The following is a 23552-nucleotide window of genomic DNA, read 5'->3' on the forward strand; positions in this document are numbered from 1 at the left end:
ATAAGTTAAATGAAAAAAAATATGAAAAAAAATTACACAAAAGTATTATTGTTAAACCTTATCCTATTCTGTACAACTGCGTTTGGACAGACTGTCAATAAATATCCTTATGCCACAAACAAGGATTTTTTAACTATTTGGAATGGGGAAGCATACGTTCCTTTTTTCATAAAAGGAACTAATTTAGGAGTTGGTATTCCCGGAACATTCCCAGGAGAATTGGCTCCCTCTTATGAGCAATATTATCATTGGTTTGAAGAAATGAAAGCGGCGGGTTTCAATTCGTTCCGAATTTACACCTTGCATTATCCACGTTTTTATAAAGCTTTAAGTGATTATAACAACCTTCATTCTGACAATCCTTTACTTTTTATGCAGGGAGTTTGGCTTGACGAAGAGGCCCCGGGATATAATAACGACTTAAATTATCTAACTAACACTTTTCAATTAGAAATTCAGGATAACATAAAAGCTTTGCATGGAGACAACACAATTCCAGAACGATTTGGAAAAGCTTCCGGTAGTTATACATCTGACGTGTCAAAATGGTGTCTGGCTTATATCATCGGTAGAGAAGTTATGCCGCAAGAAGTTGCAACGACCAATCTTTCAAACCCAAATGACACGCAATTTACAGGTAAACATCTTAAAATAGCGAATGCTTCCCCTGCCGAACAGTGGGAAACAAGAATGATGGATTTCGCGCTTGATTTTGAACAAACTATTTTTGATACACAAAGACCTATTAGTTTTTCAAGCTGGCCCACATTAGACCCATTGACACATACGGGTGAAGTAAATGATCCAGAAGACAGTCAGCAAATTAATTTGTCTAAAATTGAAATCGTAAACGCTCCATCGGGGATTTTCATGAGCTATCATGCCTATCCGTATTACCCCGACTTCATTGGTAATCAGGCTTCTTATCAAAATACTTCTGATAATTTTGGTCCAAATAGCTACAAAGCCTATTTACAAGATCTTAAATCGCATTATACAAAATTCCCATTAATAATTGCTGAATATGGCGTTCCTAGTAGTTGGACTACGGCACATTACACATCATCAGGCATGAATCACGGAGGATTTGATGAATATAATCAAGGTCTTACAGATATGAGAATTTTACAGTCGATTTTTGACACCCAATGTGGTGGTGGAATCCAATTTTCACTTACAGACGAATGGTTTAAAAGAACTTGGTTAGCAGATCCTTTGGATTATTCTCCTGAAAGCAGAGTGCTGTGGCAAAACCTTAATTCTGCTGAACAAAATTTTGGTTTATTAAGCTTCGAAAAGCCCTCTCAATTTAAAACCTTGAAAGATAACCGCGCAGATGCCGTAACAAAAATAAGTGCAGATGCAAACCTCAAATTTTTAGAAATCAAGCTAGAGCTAAAAGATAATTTTAAAACCATCGATGAACTTTGGGTAGCCTTAGACACTTATGATACAACTCTTGGAGAATCTTTGCTTCCTAATGGAGCCAGCATCCCCAACAGAAGTGAATTTGCCATAAAAATAACCAATCATTCTGCCGAATTGTATGTTACCGAAGCGTATGATACTTTTGGGAACTGGCATAATGTTTCTACAGCAAACCAATTGTACCATTCAGTAGCTACTGATGGTAAACCCTGGAATATAGTTAGAGTTAAAAATAACGGTACTAATTCTAATGCTGATATCCAATACATTGGAAAATTACAGGTAAATTATGATTTTCAGCCGTATTCCTCTAAAGATGCGGTGACTATTGCCGATAAATCAATCCACATTCGTTTGCCTTGGAACTACATTAATTTTGTAGCTCCAAACACTAAAACCGTACTAAACGACACCAAAGAAACCCAAGCGAAAGAAGAAATTGTTACTGATGGAATCAAAATAAATGCCTATTACAAGCAAAATTGGTTTGAGCACGCCGATAGATTTGTTTGGAATGATTGGAATGCGCTTGATTTAAAAAATATTCCAGAGAAAAGAAAAGTTTCTTTTTACGTGATGCAGGACAATTTACAGAAATTCAACACTAGTGCCATAAGCGTAAGTGATGAGTACACTTTTAATGATGGTAGTTATCCTGCCTTTATTAATGCTCCTTACGGTTTACTCAAAAACGACTTTGATTTAGACGGAACAGAAAAAATGACAGTTGTTTTTAAAAATCCTAAAAGCGGAATTTTAACATTACAAACCGATGGTTCTTTTGAATATTCTCCTATTCTTAATTTCGTTGGAATAGATACTTTTCAATATGCTATTTATGACGGTTATAGTTTATCTACACCTACCACGGTTGTACTAAATGTTAAAAAACCTAACCTAAGTATCACTTCCTTTAAAACACGCATAAATGTATATCCAAATCCAGTAGCAGATATTTTAACTGTGGAAGCACCTACAAACTTTGATGAGTTGATGATTTTTGATAGCACCGGAAAGAAAATGAATTCATATCCTAATTTCGATCGAACGGCAAACATAAATTTAAGTAATCTTCCAACGGGAATCTATTATCTTATAGGTATCATAGACGGAAAAACCTCCTCTGCCAAGATCATCAAGAAATAAGATTTAATTCATTTATTAAAAAAAAGGAAAAAGCTTTTGTATATAATTTTGAAAGCTATTTTATACTTTGTCAAGTCATCATAAAAGTTGACAATATTGAGCTCGATACTATATCGGGCTCAATCTTTTTTATATCCACTTTAATTAATTTATCATTAATCTATTAGCTCAAAATGAAACCATTACCATTGTAAATAGGAGTATCCTTAAAAATAACGTACCTTTGCAAAAAATTTAAGCAAATGACCACTTTCGAGCAATTCAACCTTCCTAAATCTGTACAAAAAGCAATAGATGATTTAGGGTTTACAACGCCTACTCCTATTCAGGAAAAAACTTTTTCTGTGATAATGTCAGGTCGTGATATGATGGGAATTGCACAAACGGGAACGGGTAAAACATTTGCCTATTTATTACCCTTATTAAAATTATACAAATTTCTTCCGGGGCACACTCCTAAAATTGTGATACTTGTGCCTACGCGTGAACTTGTGGTTCAAGTAGTAGAGGAGGTAGAAAAATTAACGAAATACATGTCAGTTCGTACTGTTGGTATTTTTGGTGGTGTAAACATCAACACTCAAAAAACAACAATTTATCAAGGTTGCGACATACTGGTAGGAACACCGGGAAGGATAATGGATTTAACATTAGACAATGTTATTCGTTTTGAAGAAATGCAAAAACTGGTTATCGATGAGTTCGACGAAATGTTGAATTTAGGATTCCGTACTCAGTTGACTGCTATTTTAGCGATGATGCCTAAAAAACGTCAGAACATATTATTTTCTGCTACGATGACTGACGAAGTAGACGCTATATTAAATGACTACTTCGATTATCCCGAAGAAGTTACTCTTTCGGCATCTGGAACTCCATTGGAAAACATTCAACAAGTATCGTATCATGCAGTTAACTTTAATACTAAAGTAAACTTGCTTAAACACTTGTTAGAAGAAAATGAAGACATGAGTCGTGTGTTGATTTTCGTAAACAACAAGAAAATATCTGATATGCTTCACGTACGTATCGATGAAGATTTTGCAGATCAATTTGGAGTAATTCACTCAAACAAATCTCAAAATTATCGTCTAAGTACGATGGCTTCTTTCCAAGAAGGAAATCTTCGCGGACTTATCACTACCGATATTATGGCCAGAGGTTTAGATATTTCGAATATTACCCATGTTATCAACTTCGAAATGCCTGCAATGCCAGAATTATACATGCACCGTATAGGTAGAACGGGACGTGCTGATAAAACAGGAAAAGCAATTAGTTTTGTTGCTCCCAGAGAGGAAGAAGCTAAAGTGGAAATCGAAGTTCTAATGAACATGGAATTACCTATTGAGGCATTCCCTGAAGCAGTAGAAGTTTCGGCTAAGTTAATTGAGCCCGAAAAAGAACGTCAAGTTGTTAAGTTCTTAATGAAAAAGAAAACACTTGATGGAGATGGTGCTTTCCAAGAAAAAAGTAAAAAGAATAAGAAAGTCAATTTGGGTGGACCTGGAGTTACCAAGAAAAAAACTCATGGATCTGTCAATCGTAACATGCTAAAAACGAGAGACAAAAAGCGAAAAGACAAGAAAAAATAGTCCCAGTATTTAGTTATCAGTGGCCAGGCAATTGGTCCGACCACTGATAACTGAAAACTACTTTACAAAAACCAAGCAAACGGGAGCACACAACTCTATTTTTTTTCCAGTGTCTGTAAGCGCGCCAGTAGTTTTATCCCTTTTAAAAATTACAACATCATTTGTATATTGATGCGCAACCAAAAGAAAATTACCACTTGGATCAATCGCAAAATTCCGAGGTCCTTTCCCCATAGTACTTGTTTGACCTTTTGATTCTAATTTTCCGTTTTTAAGGATTTTAAAAATCGAAATGTCATTTGCTGTTCCACGATTAGAGGCATACAAATATTTACCATCTGGTGAAATATGAATGTCAGCTGCACCATTTTTTCCTTTAAAATCTTTTGCAACAACAGTAGCTTCATCAATTTTTTTCAATTTTCCATTCGAATACTTGAAAACAGTCAATGCTCCATCTAATTCTTGCAGTAAATAAACGTATTTTCCGTTTTTGCTAAAGGTTAAATGTCGTGGTCCGCTTCCTGCTTTTACGGAAACGCTATCTTTTATTTTTAGAGTTTCAGAAACAGAATTTGGATTGTACTTATAGGTATAAACCATGTCATTCCCTAAATCATTAGCCAAAACATATTTCTTATCTGGAGAAAAATACACCATGTGTGCGTGAGGATTTTTCTGGGTTTTTCCATCTTTCGCTTTTCTCAAATGCGAAACTACTTGTTTGGCTTCGGTTAGACTTCCATCACCATTTTTCCCAAAAACGGATATATTCCCACCTGAATAATTAGCAACGATTACATTTTTATCGTCATTAATAATGTAACAAGGATCAGCTCCCTTAGAACTTTGTTGATTTATAAAATTTAATTTTCCGCTCGAAGGATCGAATCCAAAAGAACTCACACCACTTTCGGCCCCATTTTCATTTACAGCATATACATAATTATTATCATTCGAAACAGTCAAATAACTTGGATTCACAACGTTTTCAGAAGTGTTTTTCAAATTAAAACTTCCTGTATCCGAATCAAAATCATAAACATATATTCCTTTGCTGTCGCACTTATTCGTATAAGTTCCTATTACCAAATTGAATTTAGAATCCTGTGCTTGAGTACTACTGGAAATTAAAACGATCAGTAATGTTATAAATTGTTTTTTCATTTTTGTAAATTATATTTTAAGGCTAAAATACATAATATATGGCAGTCTATTTATTACGTTCCAAGAATATAAAGTCAATAAAAATGTCATTTGTTAAAAAGTGAAAGAAAAAGTGAATCTTAACCGAAAATTTTAAACAATAGCATCATGCAACTGTGTACAAATTTGTATTTTTGATTCAATCTTCATTGAGAATATAATCCAATGCAGCTAACTCGATCAAAGAATGCAATTTAAACATCCCGAAATTTTATACTTTCTCTTGTTGCTGATTGTACCAATTTTGGTTCATTTATTTCAATTTCGTCGTTTTAAAAAAGAATATTTTACAAACGTACAATTCCTCGCAGCCCTTTCTGTCCAAACTAGAAAAAGTTCGAAAATAAAAAAATGGTTGCTTCTAAGTTGCCGATTATTATTACTTAGCTGTATCATTTTAGCTTTTGCTCAACCCTTTTTTGAAGCCAAAGACAAGCTAAATGCAAACAATGAAATGTATATTATTTTAGACAATTCATTTAGTATGCAGGCTAAAGGCAAAAAAGGCGAATTACTAAAGCGCGCCGTTCAGGAATTACTGGAAGATACTCCCGAAAACACTAATTTCTCATTGCTTACAAATTCTGAAGACTTTTGGGATACTGATATTAAATCCATTCGTACGGAACTCCAAAACTTGAAATACAGTGCTACGCCGTTTCAACTAGATCGCATAATGACAAAAGTAAAAGCTCATAAATCTGCTTTTAAGAAAGATATTGTCATTATCACAGATGGCATCGGTCTTACCGAAAAACAATTCAAAAACCGGGATAAAAATGATGTTCCTTATTTTATAATCCCGAAGTCAGAACAAAAGAATAATACTTCAATTGACAGCGTTTATATCAATGATATCTCAGATAATTTCTATGATATCGCAGTTGAATTATCGCATCATGGTGCTGATTTGAATGCGGTTCCTATAGCGATTTACAACCAAAATAAACTGGTTGCAAAAACCGCTGTTAACTTCGAAACCAACAAAAAAAGCATCAATTTCACAATCCCTAAACAGCCTTTTCATGGTTATATCTCCATCATTGATAACGGTCTAAGCTATGACAATACCTTATATTTCACTATTTCAAAAATAAAAAAGACGAATGTCATAAGCATTGGCGCCGCCGAAAAAAGCAACTTTTTAAGTCGGATTTATACGGATGGTGAGTTTAATTTCACCAATTCTACAATTGGCTCATTAGATTACAACAGTATTGATAAACAAGATGTCATTATTTTAAATGAACTCGATGCAATTCCGCAAGCGCTCCAGACAACTTTAAAGTCATTTGTAGAAAAAGGCGGCAGTCTTATCGTTATTCCATCAGAGAAAGATACTGCAGCAAATTTGAATCAGTTTCTAGGTGATTTTGGAGGCATCCAATTTAAATCTTTTGAAGTTGGAGAGAAACTAATCACGAAAATCAATTTCAATCATCCGTTGTTTAAATCTGTTTTTGAAAATAAAATTACTAATTTTCAATATCCAAAAACAAGCGGTTCCTTTTCATTATCAAATTCAAATCCGGCCGCGCTTTATAATGACGATCAAAGTGCATTTTTAACGGCTTTGCCCAATGCAATTTCTAGTGTCTATGTTTTTTCAGCACCTATAAACACTACAAATTCAAACTTTCAACAATCTCCGCTTATCGTTCCCACTTTTTATAAAATGGCAATGAACAATCAGCCAAAAGGAATAAACGCACTAACTATCGGGAATACAAATCCATATTTAGTGGATGTAGCTTTATCGAAAGATGCAATTCTTACGGTAAAAAATGCTGCTGAAAATTTCATCCCGATTCAGCAAATCATAAATAGCAAAGTGAAATTAACGTTTAATGATTATCCAGAAGAAGCTGGGAATTACGGAATTTATAACCAAAAGGAATTTGTAGAAAACATCAGTTTTAACTTCGATAGAACCGAAAGTGACCTTAGCGCTGTCAATGAAAACGTACTTTCTAGATACAAAACAATAGATTCAGTAGCAAAAGTATTTGATACTTTACAAACCAACCGATTGGATAATCAAATTTGGAAATGGTTTGTTATCTTTGCACTGCTCTTTCTAGTCACTGAAATGGCAATCATCCGATTCCTGAAATAATTAATTGTTTTTGGACTCCACAAAACAAAAAAATAGTCTCTATATATGAAATTTATCCTCCGAAGCGCCAAAATTATCGATTCAAACAGTCCTTTTCACAACAAGACAGTAGATATTTTAATTGTAGATGGTTTTATAAAAAAAATAGCTACTTCCCTTCCCAATGCAGACAAAACCGAAGAAATAAAATTGGACAATCTCCATGTATCACAAGGCTGGTTTGACAGTAGCGTTTCATTGGGCGAACCCGGTTATGAAGAAAGAGAAACGATTGCGAATGGATTAAATGTTGCTGCAAAAAGTGGTTTTACAGCTATCGCTTTGCAACCCAACTCCTTCCCTATTATTGATAATCAATCGCAAGTGAACTTTGTTCAGAATAAAGCGATGGAAAGTGCTACACAGCTTTTCGCTATTGGAGCTTTAACAAAAGGAAGTGAAGGAAAAGACATGGCTGAGATCTATGACATGAAAAAATGCGGAGCAGTTGCCTTTGGAGATTATAATAAAAGCCAAGACAATGCTAATTTGCTAAAAATTGCCTTACAATATGTTCAGGATTTCGACGGATTGGTAATTGCTTTTCCGCAAGATGAAAAAATAAAAGGTCAAGGTGTGGTTAACGAAGGAATCGTTTCCACTCGATTAGGATTAAAAGGAATTCCAAATCTTGCCGAAGAATTACAAATAGCGAGAAATTTATTTTTATTAGAATATACTGGCGGTAAATTGCACATTCCTACTGTTTCTACAGCCAAATCAGTTCAATTAATAAAAGAAGCAAAAGCAAAAGGATTGCAGGTTAGCTGCAGCGTAGCCGTACATCATTTAGTAATGACTGATGAAAAACTAGAAGGTTTTGACACCCGATTTAAAGTTTCGCCTCCATTACGCATGGAGACAGATCGCAAAGCGTTGCTCAATGCAGTAAAAGATAACGCCATCGATATGATTACCTCTGACCACAATCCTATCGATATCGAACATAAGAAAATGGAGTTTGATATGGCCAAAAATGGAACTATAGGTTTAGAAAGTGCATTTGGCGCTTTGATGACCGTTTTACCATTAGAAACAGTCGTAGAAAAATTGACTTCAGGTAAAGTAGTTTTTGGTATTGAAAGCTATCCTATTGAAGAAGGAGCCAAAGCAAATTTGAGTTTATTCACACCAGAAGGAAAAGGCGTTTTCACCAAAGCAGCTATCTTATCTAAATCTAAAAACTCAGCATTTTTAGGTACCGAAACAAAAGGAAAAGTTTACGGAATTGTAAACCAAGGAAAATTAATAGTATCACAATAATACAACATGAACAATACAATTGAAAAAGGAAAGACGGCAGCGATTACAAGCTATATTTTAGGTATAGGGGTTTTTATCGCCATGTCCATGAACTCTGAAGATAAAAATACATTTGCTTCATTTCATATCCGCCAAGGACTAGGAATTACTCTTACATTCATATCACTGGGTTTAATTATCAGTAATTTTAATAGCCTACTTATTTCGGCACCAATGTGGATTTGCGTTTCTGTACTGTGGTCTTATGGTATTTTCAGCGCGATAAAAGGAGAAACAAAACCAATGCCTCTTGTAGGTGAGCTTTTCCAAAAATGGTTTTCGAATATCTCTTAAATATTAATTTCAAAAATTCCTCAACTATGTCAATGTTTAAAGCTTTGACATGGTTTTTTAAACATAAACCATAATGAATTCATCTTTACAATATCTCATTAGAGAGCCAAAAATAAAATTAGACAAAAACCCACTTTTACTTTTACTTCACGGATACGGCAGCAACGCCGAAGATTTATTTTCATTTGCAAATGAACTTCCTGATGAATATTATGTCGTATCTGCACAAGCACCTTATGACTTACAATACGGAAGTTATGCTTGGTATGCCATCAATTTTGATGCTGATCAAAATAAATTTTCAGATAATGAACAAGCAAAATCTTCTCGCGAATTAATTGCTGGTTTCATTGACGAACTGCTTCTTAAATATCCAATTGATGCAAAAGCTGTTTCCTTACTGGGCTTCAGCCAAGGTGCAATATTGAGTTATGCGATTGCGCTTTCACATCCTGAAAAAATCAACAAAGTAATTGCATTGAGTGGTTATGTAAATGACGAAATTTTTGAAGAAAACTATCGAAATAACGATCTGTCTAAACTAAAGATATTTGCTTCTCATGGTGTCGTTGACCAAGTAATCCCGGTAACTTGGGCTAGAAATACAACGCCATTTTTAGACGCATTAGGAATCGATTCTATATACAAAGAATACCCTATTGGACACGGAATATCGCCTCAGATATTTACAGATTTTAAAAACTGGTTATAAAATAAAGCAAAAAAAAGGTTCCAAAATTTGGAACCTTTTTTTATTATTTCTGATACAGTAGCGTTTGATTTACTTCAAACGATATGCTTTCATCCTCATTGACAAAGTATTTCAATAATACTTCACCCCATATATCTCCATCATTGTAATCAGCAATAATCCATCGGTGGTTAAGCACTTTCACCTTGTTTATGATAAACTTATTTGCCCCTATTTGATCTTGACCTACATAAGGATTCCCTTTTGGATTCGAATTGTAGTCTAATAATTTCTCCGTCACATAAGGGATTAATTCTTCGTACTTAATCATTTTTTCTGAAGTTCCTGATTCGAAATAATTCTGAGCTTTTTCATTTCTTTCCAAAGAAAAATAATTAGCATCATTCAATTTAGTAGTAACCGAATTCAAACTGTCTCTTAATTTTTTAGTCGTTTTTTCATATCTGTCCTGTTCATAAGCGACTTGTTTACTATAAAAACTATAGGTAAAAACGAGCATTAGAGCAAGAATTATAAAGGCATAGAGAAGAAAGGATTTTTTCATTTTAAATTTTATTATAGTGTGATTTCTAAATTATCATAAGCCAGAAAGACATTCTCTGGCAACTTTTTTTGCACCTCTTCATGAAAACCGAAGACATGACTAATATGAGTTAAATAAGTTTTTTCTGGTTGAACCAATTCAATTAAAGCTAAGGCTTCCTCCAGATTTAAATGGGAGAAATGATGCTCTTCCCTCAAAGCATTTATTACTAATACTTTTAAGTTTTTAAGTTTTTGTATTTCAATATCGTCTATCGTTTTTACATCAGTCAGATAGGCAAAATCATCAATTCTATAACCAAACACCTGTAGATCACCATGCATTACGTTTACAGGAATCGCTACTTTATTTCCTATTTGAAAGGGTTCATCGTTGATCACTTCAATCGTTTTGACGCAAGGCGCACCAGGATATCGATTTTCGGTTCTAAAAATATACTCAAAGCGCTCCTTAAGATTATCAATAACACGATTATGTGCGTAAATAGGAATCTCTCCTTGTCTAAAATTAAATGGACGAATATCATCTAAACCTGAGGTATGATCTGCATGTTCATGAGTAAAAAGAATTCCGTCTACTTTTTGACACTTAGAGGCAAGCATTTGTTGCCTGAAATCGGGACCACAATCAACTACATAAGAATGATCGTCCCAACTAATCCAAACAGAAACGCGAAGCCTTTTGTCTTTCAAATCAGTGCTATTACATACCGGATGATTACTGCCAATAACAGGAATCCCTTGTGATGTACCAGTGCCTAAAAAATATACCTTCAATTGCTCTTTGATTTTTTTACAAAAATAGGATTAATTATCTTTCATTAGAAACCTATTTAACTAACTTTGCAACATATTAGCCATATTTAAAATAAAATGGACACAGAAATAAAATTAAAAGGTGACAAAGTCATCGCACAAATACCCTCAATAAAAGATAAAGCACTCCGTATCAATTTGAATGAAAATATATATGGAACTTTTGCTGAAATTGGTGCTGGACAAGAAACTGTAAGACATTTTTTTAGATCTGGTGGTTCTTCTGGAACTATCGCGAAGGCAATGTCAGCTTATGACAAAGATTTTAGTGACGCAATATATGGTATCGAAAAAGACGGCCGCTATGTAACTGAAAGCCGACTTAAAAGAATGATCACCATGGAAGGTGAACTCATTGAAAAACGATTGAGCAGAGAAAAACATCCCAATAAAATGTTTTTTAGTTACGCTAATACGGTCGCTACTATTGATTTTGCCAAACAATTTAAAGGACACGGTTGGGTAGGAATTCGATACCAAATCGAACCAGATGAAGACTACAACGAAATTATACTCCACATCCGTTTTAAAGAAACTGACGCTCGATTACAACAAGAAACCCTTGGTATTCTAGGAGTGAATTTAATCTACGGTGCCTTTTATAAATACAATGATCCTAAACGATTACTGCGTTATTTATACGACCATTTAGACAAAGACCAACTAGAGATCGACACTATTAATTTCTCAGGCCCACGTTTTGCTGATGTAGACAATCGTTTGATGAGTTTACAATTAGTAAAAAACGGAATGACCGATGCGGTTATGTTTGATCCTGAAGGTAGAAACATACTTCCTGCAGCCATCTTATATAAAAAGAACATACTTGCTCTAAGAGGTAGTTTTCGTCCTGTTACGAGAGTAAATATGGACATGTACAAGAAATCACTAAAAATGTTTCTTGAAGAAAACAAAGTGGAGAAAGAAAATACGCTGGTTGTTTTTGAAATCACCTTGTCTAACCTGCGTTCTGACGGGGAGATCGACGAACGCGATTTCATGGACAGAGCGGAATTGCTTTGTTCACTTGGACAAACAGTAATGATTTCTAATTTCCAGGAATATTACAAAGTTGTCGAATATTTTGCTAATTATACCAAAGCAAGAATGGGATTAGCCATGGGAGTAAATAACCTGGTTGATATTTTTGATGAAAAATACTACCGACATTTAAGTGGTGGAATTCTGGAAGCTTTCGGAAAATTATTTTTCCGTGATATGAAGGTGTTTTTATATCCAATGCTGGATGAAGATGGAAATATCACCACCTCCGAAAATCTAAAAGTACATCCTAGAATGAAAGAATTATACAAATTCTTCAAATTCAACGGTAAAGTAGTTGATATCGATGATTTTGAACCCGAAATTCTTGAAGTATTCTCGCGTGAAGTATTAAAGATGATTAGCGACGGCAAACCTGGCTGGGAACCAATGCTTCCTCCCGGAATTTCTGAAATAATAAAGGAACACAGTCTTTTTGGGTACAATCCAACAAAAACTTTGATAGATACTAATTTGAATACTGATAGTTAATTCAAACTATTAAAACACATAAAAACCTCGTTTAAAGCTATTTTAAACGAGGTTTTTATTTTTTAAGTGATTAGATTTGTACTAATCATGAATACCGTGTTATCCAATAACAAAGCATTCTATTTTTCACACACTGCACCTCCTAGTTTGTCTCGCTGAAAGCGTCTATGGACAAGTGAGCAAGTTTACTGAGAAACTTCCAGCGTGACAAATAGCGCTAGTAATAGTTAAACGAAAATGTAGTATAAAACAATGGACTTACTTCAATATTTGATCAGCATGAGCTTTGGTTTTCACTTTTTCTATTACCTCATCTATAATTCCGTTTTCGTCGATTACAAAAGTAGTTCTGTGAATTCCATCGTATTCTTTTCCCATGAATTTTTTAGGTCCCCAAACTCCGAAAGCTTCGATTACTGATTTATCCTCATCTGCCAATAATGGAAATGGAAAATCATATTTTTCTTTAAATTTAGCTTGCTTTGCTGCCGCGTCAGCACTTACGCCCAAGAGTGCATAATTATTAGCTTTAAAACGCTCGAAATTATCTCTTAGATCACAAGCTTCGGCGGTACAACCTGGTGTACTTGCCTTTGGGTAAAAGAAAACCACTAATTTTTTCCCTTTGTAATCTCCTAGTTTATGAGAATTCCCATATTGATCTAATCCCGAAAAATCAGGCGCTTTATCCCCTTTTTGTAATGTTGTCATATTCTTCTATTTAATCGCAGTGTGCACAAAGATTTTTCACGAAGGCCACAAAGCTTCTTTTCTAATTATTTTTAATATTCTATTGCAATTGATATTGCTATTGCTATTGTTTTTGATATTGCTATTGTTTTTTGCCATGCCCCAGATGGTAATGAAAAGCCCGGACTGAATAAAAACTATTTTTTCTTGATTATAAAGAGCAACCGTAAGGAAGCTCCTTTATAAACTTAGAAAAAAGTTTTTTTTGAAGGAGGACTTGCAATGAACAGCTGGATTAGGCACATCCTAAAATTTATGTTATTTTTACAAGATATAAAAATACAAAAATGACTAAGCAAGAGCGGGTAACATTTGTTATAAATACGTTAAAAGAATTATATCCAACCATTCCCATTCCTCTAGACCATAAGGATCCTTATACTTTATTGATTGCGGTGCTGCTCTCTGCACAATGCACCGATGTACGTGTGAATCAAATTACGCCTTTACTTTTTGCCAAGGCTGATAATCCGTATGATATGATAAAAATGTCAGTTGAAGAAATTAAGGAGATCATTAGACCTTGTGGTTTATCACCAATGAAATCGAAGGGAATTCATGGTTTATCCCATATTTTAATCGACAAACACGGCGGAGAAGTGCCGCAGAGCTTTGAGTATCTCGAAGAATTACCAGCTGTGGGACATAAAACTGCTAGTGTAGTTATGTCTCAGGCTTTTGGGGTTCCAGCTTTCCCTGTCGACACTCACATTCATCGCTTGATGTACCGTTGGAATTTGACTAATGGCAAAAACGTAGTCCAAACGGAGAAAGATGCTAAACGTATTTTTCCTGAAGAAATATGGAATGACTTACACCTGCAAATAATATGGTATGGAAGGGAATATTCTCCAGCCCGAGGTTGGGACTTAGAAAAAGACATTATTACTAAAACGGTAGGGCGAAAAACGGTCTTAGATAGCTACTATAAAAAATAAATTTCACTAGTTTGAACTACAGACTAGTGAAATTTACACATCCAAATCCCTATAGAATTTGAAGTTTAAGCATTGTAATTAAAAATAATTCTAATTAGAAATAATTTCGAAACTATGATTATCAATTTCTATCATGCATAATGCCTTAGAATAGTTTAACAGAAAAGAAATGACTTCTTTTCTTGGTTTCATTGCCTTATTAGCTAATGATTTTTTAGAGTAAATTTTTGCCATGCTGCGATTAGTTTGTTTATAATAGTAACGCAGCATATATTGATATATTGTTAATTCGTTAAAACAATTTGATGTTTGTCAATAACTTTCCTCAAATTCATTAAAGCGTAACGCATTCTGCCTAAAGACGTATTAATACTAACCCCTGTAATTTCTGAAATTTCTTTGAAGCTCATGTCCTGATACATGCGCATTACTAACACTTCTTTTTGATCAAGAGGAAGCTCTTCTATCAGCTTCTTTATATCCAGCTCTACTTGATCAGCTATGATTTTATTTTCGATTGTAGGAGAGTCATCAGACATTATTGAAAAAATAGAAAACTCCTCAGTTTCTCTAAATAGAGGCATTTTCTTGTTTTTTCTAAAATGGTCAATAATGAGATTGTGCGAGATACGCATTACCCAAGGTAAAAACTTTCCCTCTTCATTATAGGAGTTAGACTTTAGAGTTTTGATTACTTTGATAAAAGTATCTTGAAAAATATCATTTGAAACATCTCGATCTGAGATTTTAGAGTAGATGAAGCCGTAAATTCTTGATTCGTGTCTCTTGATTAATGTCGACAGGGCTTCTTCATTACCTGCTACATAATTCTGTACCAATAAAGCGTCTGAAGGTTGTATACAATCCATAGTTATACCTTTTAGTTCTTGTTAAAATTTGGAATAAATTTTCTAAAAAGTAGTTTTATACTATAGGCTGGCTTTATTTATAATTCAGTTTGTTATTCAAATTTAACAAATATTTACACTAACAAGCAAATAAAATTGCGAAAAATTAACAGCGTATGTTTTATAGTGTTAAAAATAAGGAGCTAATTTTCACTCGAAATATTTTTACAGAACAGCATAAGACATGACAAACATTGCAATACGTATTAATAGCATCGAATAGTGTGGCAATCAAATGTAAAGATGTTAGCTATTATTTGAAAATAAAAAAGTAGCAAGTTTAAATTTACTTGCTACTTTTCTTACGGAGAACATCCCTATTTATTGATAAACTCTGATGTAATCTACAGAAAAATCTTGCGGAAAAATAGAATCATCAACTTCTGGTCCTCCAAAATTTCCTCCAATTGCCAGATTTACTAAAAAATAAAAAGGTTGATTAAATGGCCAAGTTGCGTTCGTTTTATTCTCTGGATTAAAAGTGTATACTAATTTTTTATCGACAAAAAAATCAATTTTATCCCTCGTCCAATCTATTGCATAAACGTGAAAACCTTCTTCGATGGTTTCTATTTTTGTTTTCTTAGTATTAATAGTATTTCCATGACTGTCTTGTGTATGTAGCGAAGTAAAAACAATATCAGGTTCTTTGCCTACATATTCTAAAATATCAATTTCTCCGCATTTTGGCCAACCTACGCTATCAATATTAGCTCCGAGCATCCAGAATGCGGGCCAAACTCCGTGACCTATAGGTAGCTTAGCTTTGGCTTCAAAATAACCGTATTGAAATTCTTTTTTCCCTTTGGTCGTGATTCGGGTTGATGAGTATTTATCGCCTTCTTTTATAGCAGTAATTACTAATTTCCCGTTCACCAACTGATGATTATCATTGGTATACAATTGACGTTCATTATTGCCCCAACCACAGTTGGGGCATCCATCTCCTAGTTCAACGTTCCAAGTTTCCTCATTTAATTGAGTTCCATTAAAATTTTCTTCCCATACCAGTTTCTTTCCTTTTGGCTGTGCCAAAGAAATCGAACCTACCATCAGTAAAATTAAAAATTTATTCATCATTAGTTCTTTTTATATTGAAAATCAGCTTCTAATGTTTTTGTAGAACTTCCGCCTACGAACACTTTAAAATCACCTGCTTCAGCTTCCCATTTTGAATTAGCTGAAAAGAATTCGATTGTCTTTTTATTAATTACAAAGGAAACTTTTTTTGTTTCGTTTGGCTGCAATTCTATCATTTCAAATCCTTTTAATTCTAAAACTGGACGAGTTACCGAGGCAAATAAATCACGAATGTACAATTGCACAACTTCCTTACCACTATATTTGCCAGTATTTTTTAATAGTACCGATACTTCGATTTGGCCATTGTCTGCAAATGATTTTTGACTTAATTCTATATTAGAATATTCAAATTTAGAATAACTTAGTCCATATCCAAAAGGATACAGAGGCGTATTTTCCTCATCAATGTAATGTGACCAAAAAACACTATCAGGCTCCGTCATCACTGGACGACCCGTGTTTTTGTAATTATAGTAGATAGGTACTTGACCGACGCTTCTGGGAAAAGTCATAGGTAATTTTCCACTTGGATTGTAATCACCGTATAAAACTTGTGCAATTGCATTTCCGCTTTGTGTTCCCAGATGCCAGGCTTCAACAATCGCCGGAATATTTTCATCTGCCCACGGAATCGCTAGTGGTCGTCCATTATTTAGTACCAAGACAACATTAGGATTTACTTTATAAACTTCCTCTAATAACTCTTGTTGCACACCTGCTAAGCCAAGATCTGTTCTACTTCTACCCTCTCCAGATTGCAATCCGTGTTCACCTAAGGACATAACTACCACATCAGCTCCTTTGGCTGCTTTGATTGCCTCGGCAAATCCGCTTTTGTCTGTCATGTTAATTTTAGTTTCCCAAACAAACTGAGTTCTACCTACAGCTACATCAGCACCTTTAATATACGTTAAGTTGTTGCCTTTGTATTTTTGCATTCCCTCTAACAAAGAAACGGCAGATTCATCGTCAGCAGCAATTCTCCAACTTCCCAGGGGACTCGTTTTATCATTTGCTAATGCACCAATAACTACTATTTTTTGACCAGATTTTTTAAGTGGCAAAAGTTCTTTTTCGTTTTTCAATAATACGATTGACTTCTTAGCCATTTCGAGAACTGCTTCCTGAAAAGCAGGTTTTCCTACTGTTTCTTTCTCATAGTTTTCGTCACAATATAAATAAGGATTATCGAATAAGCCCAATTCAAATTTCACTCTCAATATTCTACGAGCGGCATCATCTATTACACTTTCTTTTACTTTCCCTTCTTTTACTAATGCCGATAAATACTCGACATAAGCATAAGATTCCATATCCATGTCTGAGCCAGCGTTGATTGCGATTTCAGCGGCTTGTTTACTGTCTTTAGCATAACCGTGAGCCATCATTTCGTTAATTGAACCCCAATCTGAGACTACAAAACCATCAAATTTCCAATCCTCTTTTAAAATATCCCTTTGCAAGTATTTATTTCCTGTGGCAGGAATTCCGTTTAATTCATTAAACGAGTTCATAAATGTGCGTACACCTGCATCTACCGCTGCTTTAAAAGGTGGGAAAATAATGTTTTGCAAAGTAGATTCACCTACATCAACCGTATTGTAATCTCTACCCGACTCGGAAAAACCATATCCAGCAAAATGCTTTGCAGTAGCCAAAATCGTATTCTTGGCATTTAAATTATCTCCTTGAAAACCTTGCACTCGAGCAACTGCTATTTGACTTCCTAAATAAGGATCTTCGCCTGAACCTTCCATCACACGTCCCCAACGGGCGTCCCGTGAAATATCTACCATAGGTGCAAAAGTCCAGTTTAAACCAACAGAAGCAGCTTCTTCGGCAGCGACTGCCGCTGATCTTTTGATTTCTACTAAATCCCAACTTGCGGCTTCTGCTAATGGAATAGGGCTTATAGTTTTGTATCCATGAATCACATCGAATCCAAAAATTAATGGAATCCCTAATCGGGTTTCTTCTACTGCAATTTTTTGCAAGGCTCTAACGTCTTTGACTCCTTTTACATTTAGCATCGAACCAACTAATCCGTTCTTAAGATCGGCATATTTTTTAGCAGCTTGTCCTTCTTTTGGCGTAGGCCCCGTTATTTCCCAAAAACCATTGTACTGATTTAATTGTCCAATTTTTTCTTCTAATGTCATTAGTTTCATTACCGAATCTACTCTATTTTCCAAAATATCCTTTTTGGAAAACACTACTTTTGGTTGAATGATTTTTTGGCTACAACTTAGGATAACAACGGTAGATATAACTAATGATACTATCTTTATATTCCTCATCTTCTATATTTTTATTTATTTAAAAGGTCGATAAAAATCGACCTTTTAAGTATTTAATTAATTCATCTGATTATTGGTACACTCGCACATAGTCGATCTCCATCGAAGATTGAGTGAAAGCTGGATCTACTGCTCCTCCAAAAGTCCCTCCCATGGCTACGTTCAAAATCATGAAAAAGTCTTTGTTAAAGGGCAAAGTATTATCATTTGCCACAGTGTGAAATAACGCATCATCTATATACAATTTTACCGAAGCAGGACTCCATATCGCTTTGTAAACATGAAATTCAGAAGAAGCATTTGCAATCGTTTTGGTACTTGTGTTTCCATTTCCTCCAGAACGCCCTGGATAATGCAAGGTTCCATGAATTACATTTGGTTCATTTCCTTTGTGTTCCATAATGTCTATCTCACCGCAACCTGGCCATGTATTGGTTGCATAATCTGAACCCAACATCCAGATTGCAGGCCATGTTCCGCCGCCTGAAGGTAATTTAGCTCTCACCTCAACTTTACCATAGGTGAACTTATATTTCCCTTCTGATTTTAATCGAGTCGAAGTATATCCTGAACCCTCTTTTTTAGCGGTAATTTTCAAGTTTCCACCAGCAACAATCACATTTTCGGCATTACTTGTATAGGTCTGTAATTCGCTGTTTCCCCAACCACCTGCACCTAAATCATAAGTCCATTTGGTAGCATCTGGTGCGCCGTCAGTATTAAATTCGTCAGACCAAGCTAAAGTTGTGTAATCGGTTACAGTTTGTGTTGGTTTTGTTGTGGTAAAAGTGTGATACCAAACTAAAGCTGGATCCCCACCCATAACTGCTCTTACCACCATACGATTAGCTGTTAAGGACAATATTTCATAACTACTTTGACCTATATAATACCCCATAAATCCGCCATCAGCGATAGTCATTAATGTTCCTCTTGTTTGAGTCGCAGCATCTGGATTTTTAGTTACAAATGATTCCGAAGGGCTTAATGAAACTGATTTTATTCCAGAAGAAGTATAATTCAAACAAGAATCATCATTTCCTGAACCACCGCCAACACTTAAGAAAGATGCATTAAAAAATGTTTTTCCTCCGTTGTCTAAATTGTATTTCAACTGATCACCAACAACAGAAAAAGTTAGTACATTATCGTATAGACAACTGCTACTTGCTGCTCCTGCTTTTTCAAAAGCGGCCGCTTGGTAATAAAACCCATAATAATTTTGAGTCGCATCTGAATTGTTGGGCCCCACACCTAAATGTCCTACTTCTGAAGCGGAGAAATACCATTTTTTTGATGTTCCATCAGTTAATAATGCAACTGCTTCATCATCACTAAAAGTACTTAAAACCTTTACATCAACGGTAGTATTAGAAGTCACTCCTCCTTTTCCAGAAGCAATAACAGTAACGGTGTATGTATTTACACCCACTTTAGTGAAACGCTTTTCAAAAACACCGTTTGGTGCATTTTCAGAAGTACCATCAGTAAAAACAAATTTATAGGATATGGCATCCTCAGCTTTTACTGTAAATTTTACTTTTCCTGTTCCATCACCATCAGGTGTAGCAGTTGTTTTTCCAATTACCTCATATTGAACATCTATATTTGAAGGTGCCGTCAATGAGCCAAACGAATAATCATCTTTGGAACAATTCACCATCAACAGCAATGTGATAATGGTTATTGAATTTATTAATATCTTTTTCATCTTGTAAATTTTTAGTTGGATTGTTTAATGTCGTCAAAATAATAGCTTGTGCCGGAACCAGCTACTCCAAAATCTGGAAACAAAATCACTCTATCATAAGCATTAGCTGAATTAAATGCCGATGAAGTAGTCAAATCGAAAGTGAGTACTTGCCAAGAATTAGCGACAGTAGCAGTGGCTTCCACCTCCACAAAAACAGTTGGATTTCCATTTCCATCTTTTGGAGATGTAGAAACTTCCATTTTCAATAATATTTTCGCACCCGCTTTTGGCGACCAAACATTAATTTTTACCTTAGTTCCTTTGGTAAAATCAACCTTCGAATCTAAATCTAAACTAGCTCCCGCCCAAACTTGAGCACCAGTAGGTTTTTCTATTTTAACCACTTTATTAGAAACATTGTTCCCTGTTTTGTCTGGATTAGCTACTACTGAAACTGGAATAGGCCCAAAATCAGAAGCTCCAAAACCAGCCCATGGATAGGTTAATGTAGTCGATTCAAAATCAATTGGTATTTGAAGCAATGCTGCAGGTGCTTTATAGAAATAAATATTATCAATAAAAACACTTCCAGTTGCCCAAGGTGTCCCAACAAATTTCAATTGAAAGATATCAGCAACGGTTAATCCTTGACTTGTAAAGGCTGAAATTGGAATATCAATACTATTCCATTGGTTAGCAACTAAGTCTTTTACGACAGGTTTTTCACCACTAGTTTTACTAATTAAAGAGGTTTCTAATTTTTGTAAATCCGCAGTCCAAACGTCCATGTGAATGAATTCCATTCCAGACACGTCAATTGTTTTATCGTCAGCCAGAGCAATCCCTTGGTAACTCAACTTAATATAATTCAGCATTTTATCACCGTTCAAATCAAACTCAGCCCAAGCACTTCCTTGACCGCCTTGTCCCCAATCTGGAAAATAATTAGTTCCAGCAACGTCAGTGTATTTTGCACTATAAATAGAAATCACATCCCCAGCTTGTCTATTAGGAGGAGTTGGTGCAGAGGTAAAAGGCTTGTTCACTACAGTTACCGTGAATACTTGCGTAAATTCGGTAGTTTTAACAGCAGCACTTTTAGAAACCACTCTAATAGTATAAACTCCAGCATTTTGATAGGTATAAGAAAGTGATTCTCCATTATTAGCACTTATTGGGTCTGGTTTTCCGGTTTCACCAAAATAAACATCATAAAACAAAGCAAAATCTGCTGTTGCTTTTACGTTTACTTTTTTAGAAACAGCCAAATCATTTTCGATAGTAACAACTAAATTCTCAGGTGCTCTAAATGAAACCACCACTTTTTGAGTAACCTCTGTTTTTTTACCGTTAAGAGTCGTTCCTATAATTTTTGCGTCATAAACACCTTCTTTATAGGTATGTTCTACGGATTCTCCTGGACCTACATACGCAGGAGCAATTGTTCCGTCTCCAAATAGAATTTCATATCGAGTAACCCCTTCTCCCTTTGGTAAAAAAGTCACCTTTCCTGTATTATCCTGAGTCACTGTAGTCAATGCCGAAATATTAGATGGTGCTGCAAGAGAATCTAAATCAATAAGATCATTCTCTGTAGAGCAGCTAAAAACTAGGGCTGCCACAATAAGACTTGTTATATATTTTATATTTTTCATCGTTTTGCTATTTAGTAGTTAGGATTTTGCTTCCAGTTTCCGTTAGAAAATTGAATTTCTTCGATAGGTACAGGAAAAACTTCATTTTTACCAGCTGTAAATCCCGGTATTTCTTGAGCTGCTTTACCAGTTCGAACTAAATCAAAGAAACGGTGACCTTCACCTACTAACTCTAACCTTCTTTCGGCTAAAATAAAATCTGTCAATGCAGGACCAGATGCAGTAATATCGTGATTCAAATCTCCAAATGCTCTTCTTCTTACTTGATTCAAATAACCTCTAGCCTTAGCCTCATCAATATTCCCCTTGCTATTCGCTTCGGCTGCCATTAATAATACATCAGCATAACGAATGGCTCTGTAATTATTCGGATTAGTTAAATTTAAATCCCCTGCCGCAGAGGCACTTCTTTTTCTTGGGATGTATTTTCTATTAAAAAAGCCTGTATGCTCATAACCTTCACCATAAGTAGCTCCAGTTTTCAATGCCCAGTCTTTAATGTCTAATATGGCAACATCCTTACGATTGTCTCCTACTTCAAAAGCATTTGCAATTTTGGCGGTAGGCACATTGAAACTAAAACCTGAGGTGAAAACCGTTCCTGTGTAATTTCTAGGTCCGTTAAACCCAACTGCTACATTTCCTTCACTACATTGCAAGCACCCAAATCCGGCACCTTCCACATCAGTATACTGTACTTCAAAAACAGATTCAGCTCCGTTTTCTCCTTCAGCTTCAAATATTGAATTATAGTCTGCAACTAATGAATATTTTTGTAATGCAATAACTTGATCAAAAGTTGTTGCCGCCTTAGCAAAGTTATTTTGAAACAAATATGCTTTTCCTAATAAAGAAAGCGCAGCTCCTTTAGTAGCTCGTCCATTTTGTGATGCACTAGCATTCAAATTTTCAGAAGCATAAATTAAATCTGCTTCAATTGATGCATAAACATCGGCCACAGAAGAGCGCACAATTGTTTTTTCATCTCCAATTTTAAAACGAGCATCTCCTTTTAAAGGAATCTCACCAAACCATTTCACTAGTTCAAAGTGATAATAAGCTCTTAAAAAACGAGTTTCAGCAAGGATTTGTTTTTTGCCTTCGAATTCTATTTTATTTTGAAACTCAAGAATGTAATTTGTTCTACTTACGCCTGCAAACATCCAATTCCAAATATCTCTTATATTACTATTTACTGGTGTATGAATCATATCGTCGATTTGTTGAAAACCGATAACATCTGTTTGGCTTTCTCCTCCCGCTAATGTATTGTCAGAAGCTATTTCTCCTAAAATCACGTTTACATAGGATGATTGAAGTGGATCATAAGCGGCAACTAAAGCATTTTCATAATCTGTTTTTGAATTGAAATAGTTTTCAGAATCAATAGAGTAAGCTGGCTCGCGATTGACAAAGTCATCGTTACAGGAAACAGTAAGCAACGAAAAGAGCGCTGCCGCTGTGATTGATATATATGTGTATTTTTTCATCTTAATTG

19 protein-coding genes are annotated in these 23552 nt (G+C 35.0%); 8 read left to right on the forward strand and 11 right to left on the reverse strand.

The window, feature by feature from the left end; translation table 11 throughout:
• Window positions 1-21: 21 nt before the first annotated feature.
• Window positions 22-2574 carry a T9SS type A sorting domain-containing protein gene (locus E0F98_RS08765; protein ID WP_207917093.1) on the forward strand — a complete coding sequence of 851 codons (2553 nt, stop codon included), beginning with the start codon at window positions 22-24 and terminating at the stop codon, window positions 2572-2574.
• Window positions 2575-2816: 242 nt separating this feature from the next.
• Entirely contained in the window at window positions 2817-4169 is a 1353-nt protein-coding gene (locus tag E0F98_RS08770; RefSeq protein ID WP_132110550.1) for a DEAD/DEAH box helicase, read from the forward strand.
• Between the two features lie 57 nt (window positions 4170-4226).
• Here the strand turns inward: E0F98_RS08770 and E0F98_RS08775 are convergent, their stop codons facing one another.
• Complete coding sequence (locus E0F98_RS08775) at window positions 4227-5336, reverse strand: lactonase family protein (protein ID WP_132110552.1); 1110 nt, start codon at window positions 5334-5336, stop codon at window positions 4227-4229.
• Between the two features lie 226 nt (window positions 5337-5562).
• Here E0F98_RS08775 and E0F98_RS08780 point away from each other — a divergent pair, with 226 nt between their 5' ends.
• The 4 genes from E0F98_RS08780 to E0F98_RS08795 all read left to right on the forward strand — a co-directional run bounded on the left by E0F98_RS08780 (window position 5563) and on the right by E0F98_RS08795 (window position 9838).
• Window positions 5563-7491, forward strand: a complete 1929-nt coding sequence (locus tag E0F98_RS08780; protein ID WP_132110554.1) for a BatA domain-containing protein — start codon at window positions 5563-5565, stop codon at window positions 7489-7491.
• 45 nt (window positions 7492-7536) lie between these two features.
• Window positions 7537-8793, forward strand: a complete 1257-nt coding sequence (locus tag E0F98_RS08785) for a dihydroorotase (protein WP_132110556.1) — start codon at window positions 7537-7539, stop codon at window positions 8791-8793.
• A gap of 6 nt (window positions 8794-8799) precedes the next feature.
• On the forward strand, window positions 8800-9126 hold the full coding sequence (locus tag E0F98_RS08790; RefSeq protein ID WP_132110558.1) for a hypothetical protein: 327 nt from the start codon (window positions 8800-8802) through the stop codon (window positions 9124-9126).
• Window positions 9127-9199: 73 nt separating this feature from the next.
• Window positions 9200-9838, forward strand: a complete 639-nt coding sequence (locus E0F98_RS08795; protein WP_132110560.1) for an alpha/beta hydrolase — start codon at window positions 9200-9202, stop codon at window positions 9836-9838.
• A gap of 43 nt (window positions 9839-9881) precedes the next feature.
• Here E0F98_RS08795 and E0F98_RS08800 read toward each other — a convergent pair whose 3' ends face one another.
• Window positions 9882-10382, reverse strand: coding sequence for a hypothetical protein (locus E0F98_RS08800; protein WP_132110562.1), 501 nt, complete (start codon window positions 10380-10382; stop codon window positions 9882-9884).
• 11 nt (window positions 10383-10393) lie between these two features.
• The gene (locus E0F98_RS08805) at window positions 10394-11158 is read right to left on the reverse strand and encodes an MBL fold metallo-hydrolase (RefSeq protein ID WP_132110564.1); all 765 of its coding nucleotides are present in this window, start codon (window positions 11156-11158) and stop codon (window positions 10394-10396) included.
• A 96-nt stretch (window positions 11159-11254) separates the two neighbouring features.
• Between E0F98_RS08805 and E0F98_RS08810 the strand changes: the two genes are divergently transcribed.
• Window positions 11255-12730 carry a TonB-dependent receptor gene (locus E0F98_RS08810; protein WP_132110566.1) on the forward strand — a complete coding sequence of 492 codons (1476 nt, stop codon included), beginning with the start codon at window positions 11255-11257 and terminating at the stop codon, window positions 12728-12730.
• 258 nt (window positions 12731-12988) lie between these two features.
• On the opposite strand, the gene bcp is transcribed toward E0F98_RS08810, so the two are convergent.
• Window positions 12989-13441: a thioredoxin-dependent thiol peroxidase gene (gene bcp, locus E0F98_RS08815; RefSeq protein ID WP_132110568.1), complete on the reverse strand. Its 453-nt coding sequence runs from the start codon at window positions 13439-13441 to the stop codon at window positions 12989-12991.
• Window positions 13442-13767: 326 nt separating this feature from the next.
• Between bcp and E0F98_RS08820 the strand changes: the two genes are divergently transcribed.
• On the forward strand, window positions 13768-14418 hold the full coding sequence (locus E0F98_RS08820) for an endonuclease III domain-containing protein (protein WP_132110570.1): 651 nt from the start codon (window positions 13768-13770) through the stop codon (window positions 14416-14418).
• A 90-nt stretch (window positions 14419-14508) separates the two neighbouring features.
• On the opposite strand, the gene E0F98_RS16025 is transcribed toward E0F98_RS08820, so the two are convergent.
• The 7 genes from E0F98_RS16025 to E0F98_RS08850 form a co-directional block, all read right to left on the reverse strand.
• A complete protein-coding gene (locus E0F98_RS16025; RefSeq protein ID WP_165425763.1) occupies window positions 14509-14652 on the reverse strand; it encodes a hypothetical protein in 144 nt (47 codons plus the stop codon).
• Between the two features lie 50 nt (window positions 14653-14702).
• Window positions 14703-15287, reverse strand: a complete 585-nt coding sequence (locus E0F98_RS08825; protein WP_132110572.1) for an RNA polymerase sigma factor — start codon at window positions 15285-15287, stop codon at window positions 14703-14705.
• A 360-nt stretch (window positions 15288-15647) separates the two neighbouring features.
• Entirely contained in the window at window positions 15648-16403 is a 756-nt protein-coding gene (locus E0F98_RS08830; protein WP_132110574.1) for a glycoside hydrolase family 16 protein, read from the reverse strand.
• Between the two features lie 2 nt (window positions 16404-16405).
• Window positions 16406-18706: a beta-glucosidase BglX gene (gene bglX / locus E0F98_RS08835; RefSeq protein ID WP_132110576.1), complete on the reverse strand. Its 2301-nt coding sequence runs from the start codon at window positions 18704-18706 to the stop codon at window positions 16406-16408.
• A 70-nt stretch (window positions 18707-18776) separates the two neighbouring features.
• Complete coding sequence (locus tag E0F98_RS08840) at window positions 18777-20417, reverse strand: glycoside hydrolase family 16 protein (protein ID WP_132110578.1); 1641 nt, start codon at window positions 20415-20417, stop codon at window positions 18777-18779.
• A gap of 11 nt (window positions 20418-20428) precedes the next feature.
• Complete coding sequence (locus tag E0F98_RS08845; RefSeq protein ID WP_132110580.1) at window positions 20429-22054, reverse strand: hypothetical protein; 1626 nt, start codon at window positions 22052-22054, stop codon at window positions 20429-20431.
• Window positions 22055-22065: 11 nt separating this feature from the next.
• Entirely contained in the window at window positions 22066-23544 is a 1479-nt protein-coding gene (locus E0F98_RS08850) for a RagB/SusD family nutrient uptake outer membrane protein (protein ID WP_132110582.1), read from the reverse strand.
• Between the last annotated feature and the right edge of the window lie 8 nt (window positions 23545-23552).

It is taken from the genome of Flavobacterium hiemivividum (genome assembly GCF_004349145.1).
Classification (GTDB): Bacteria; Bacteroidota; Bacteroidia; order Flavobacteriales; family Flavobacteriaceae; genus Flavobacterium; species Flavobacterium hiemivividum.

Excerpts from the sequence above, each read along its gene's own strand:
- E0F98_RS08765 (WP_207917093.1), top strand. The coding sequence starts at position 22 with ATGAAAAAAAATTACACAAAAGTATTATTGTTAAACCTTATCCTATTC.
- E0F98_RS08770 (WP_132110550.1), top strand. The coding sequence starts at position 2,817 with ATGACCACTTTCGAGCAATTCAACCTTCCTAAATCTGTACAAAAAGCA.
- E0F98_RS08775 (WP_132110552.1), bottom strand. The coding sequence starts at position 5,336 with ATGAAAAAACAATTTATAACATTACTGATCGTTTTAATTTCCAGTAGT.
- E0F98_RS08780 (WP_132110554.1), top strand. The coding sequence starts at position 5,563 with ATGCAATTTAAACATCCCGAAATTTTATACTTTCTCTTGTTGCTGATT.
- E0F98_RS08785 (WP_132110556.1), top strand. The coding sequence starts at position 7,537 with ATGAAATTTATCCTCCGAAGCGCCAAAATTATCGATTCAAACAGTCCT.
- E0F98_RS08790 (WP_132110558.1), top strand. The coding sequence starts at position 8,800 with ATGAACAATACAATTGAAAAAGGAAAGACGGCAGCGATTACAAGCTAT.
- E0F98_RS08795 (WP_132110560.1), top strand. The coding sequence starts at position 9,200 with ATGAATTCATCTTTACAATATCTCATTAGAGAGCCAAAAATAAAATTA.
- E0F98_RS08800 (WP_132110562.1), bottom strand. The coding sequence starts at position 10,382 with ATGAAAAAATCCTTTCTTCTCTATGCCTTTATAATTCTTGCTCTAATG.
- E0F98_RS08810 (WP_132110566.1), top strand. The coding sequence starts at position 11,255 with ATGGACACAGAAATAAAATTAAAAGGTGACAAAGTCATCGCACAAATA.
- bcp (WP_132110568.1), bottom strand. The coding sequence starts at position 13,441 with ATGACAACATTACAAAAAGGGGATAAAGCGCCTGATTTTTCGGGATTA.
- E0F98_RS08820 (WP_132110570.1), top strand. The coding sequence starts at position 13,768 with ATGACTAAGCAAGAGCGGGTAACATTTGTTATAAATACGTTAAAAGAA.
- E0F98_RS16025 (WP_165425763.1), bottom strand. The coding sequence starts at position 14,652 with ATGGCAAAAATTTACTCTAAAAAATCATTAGCTAATAAGGCAATGAAA.
- E0F98_RS08825 (WP_132110572.1), bottom strand. The coding sequence starts at position 15,287 with ATGGATTGTATACAACCTTCAGACGCTTTATTGGTACAGAATTATGTA.
- E0F98_RS08830 (WP_132110574.1), bottom strand. The coding sequence starts at position 16,403 with ATGAATAAATTTTTAATTTTACTGATGGTAGGTTCGATTTCTTTGGCA.
- bglX (WP_132110576.1), bottom strand. The coding sequence starts at position 18,706 with ATGAGGAATATAAAGATAGTATCATTAGTTATATCTACCGTTGTTATC.
- E0F98_RS08840 (WP_132110578.1), bottom strand. The coding sequence starts at position 20,417 with ATGAAAAAGATATTAATAAATTCAATAACCATTATCACATTGCTGTTG.
- E0F98_RS08845 (WP_132110580.1), bottom strand. The coding sequence starts at position 22,054 with ATGAAAAATATAAAATATATAACAAGTCTTATTGTGGCAGCCCTAGTT.
- E0F98_RS08850 (WP_132110582.1), bottom strand. The coding sequence starts at position 23,544 with ATGAAAAAATACACATATATATCAATCACAGCGGCAGCGCTCTTTTCG.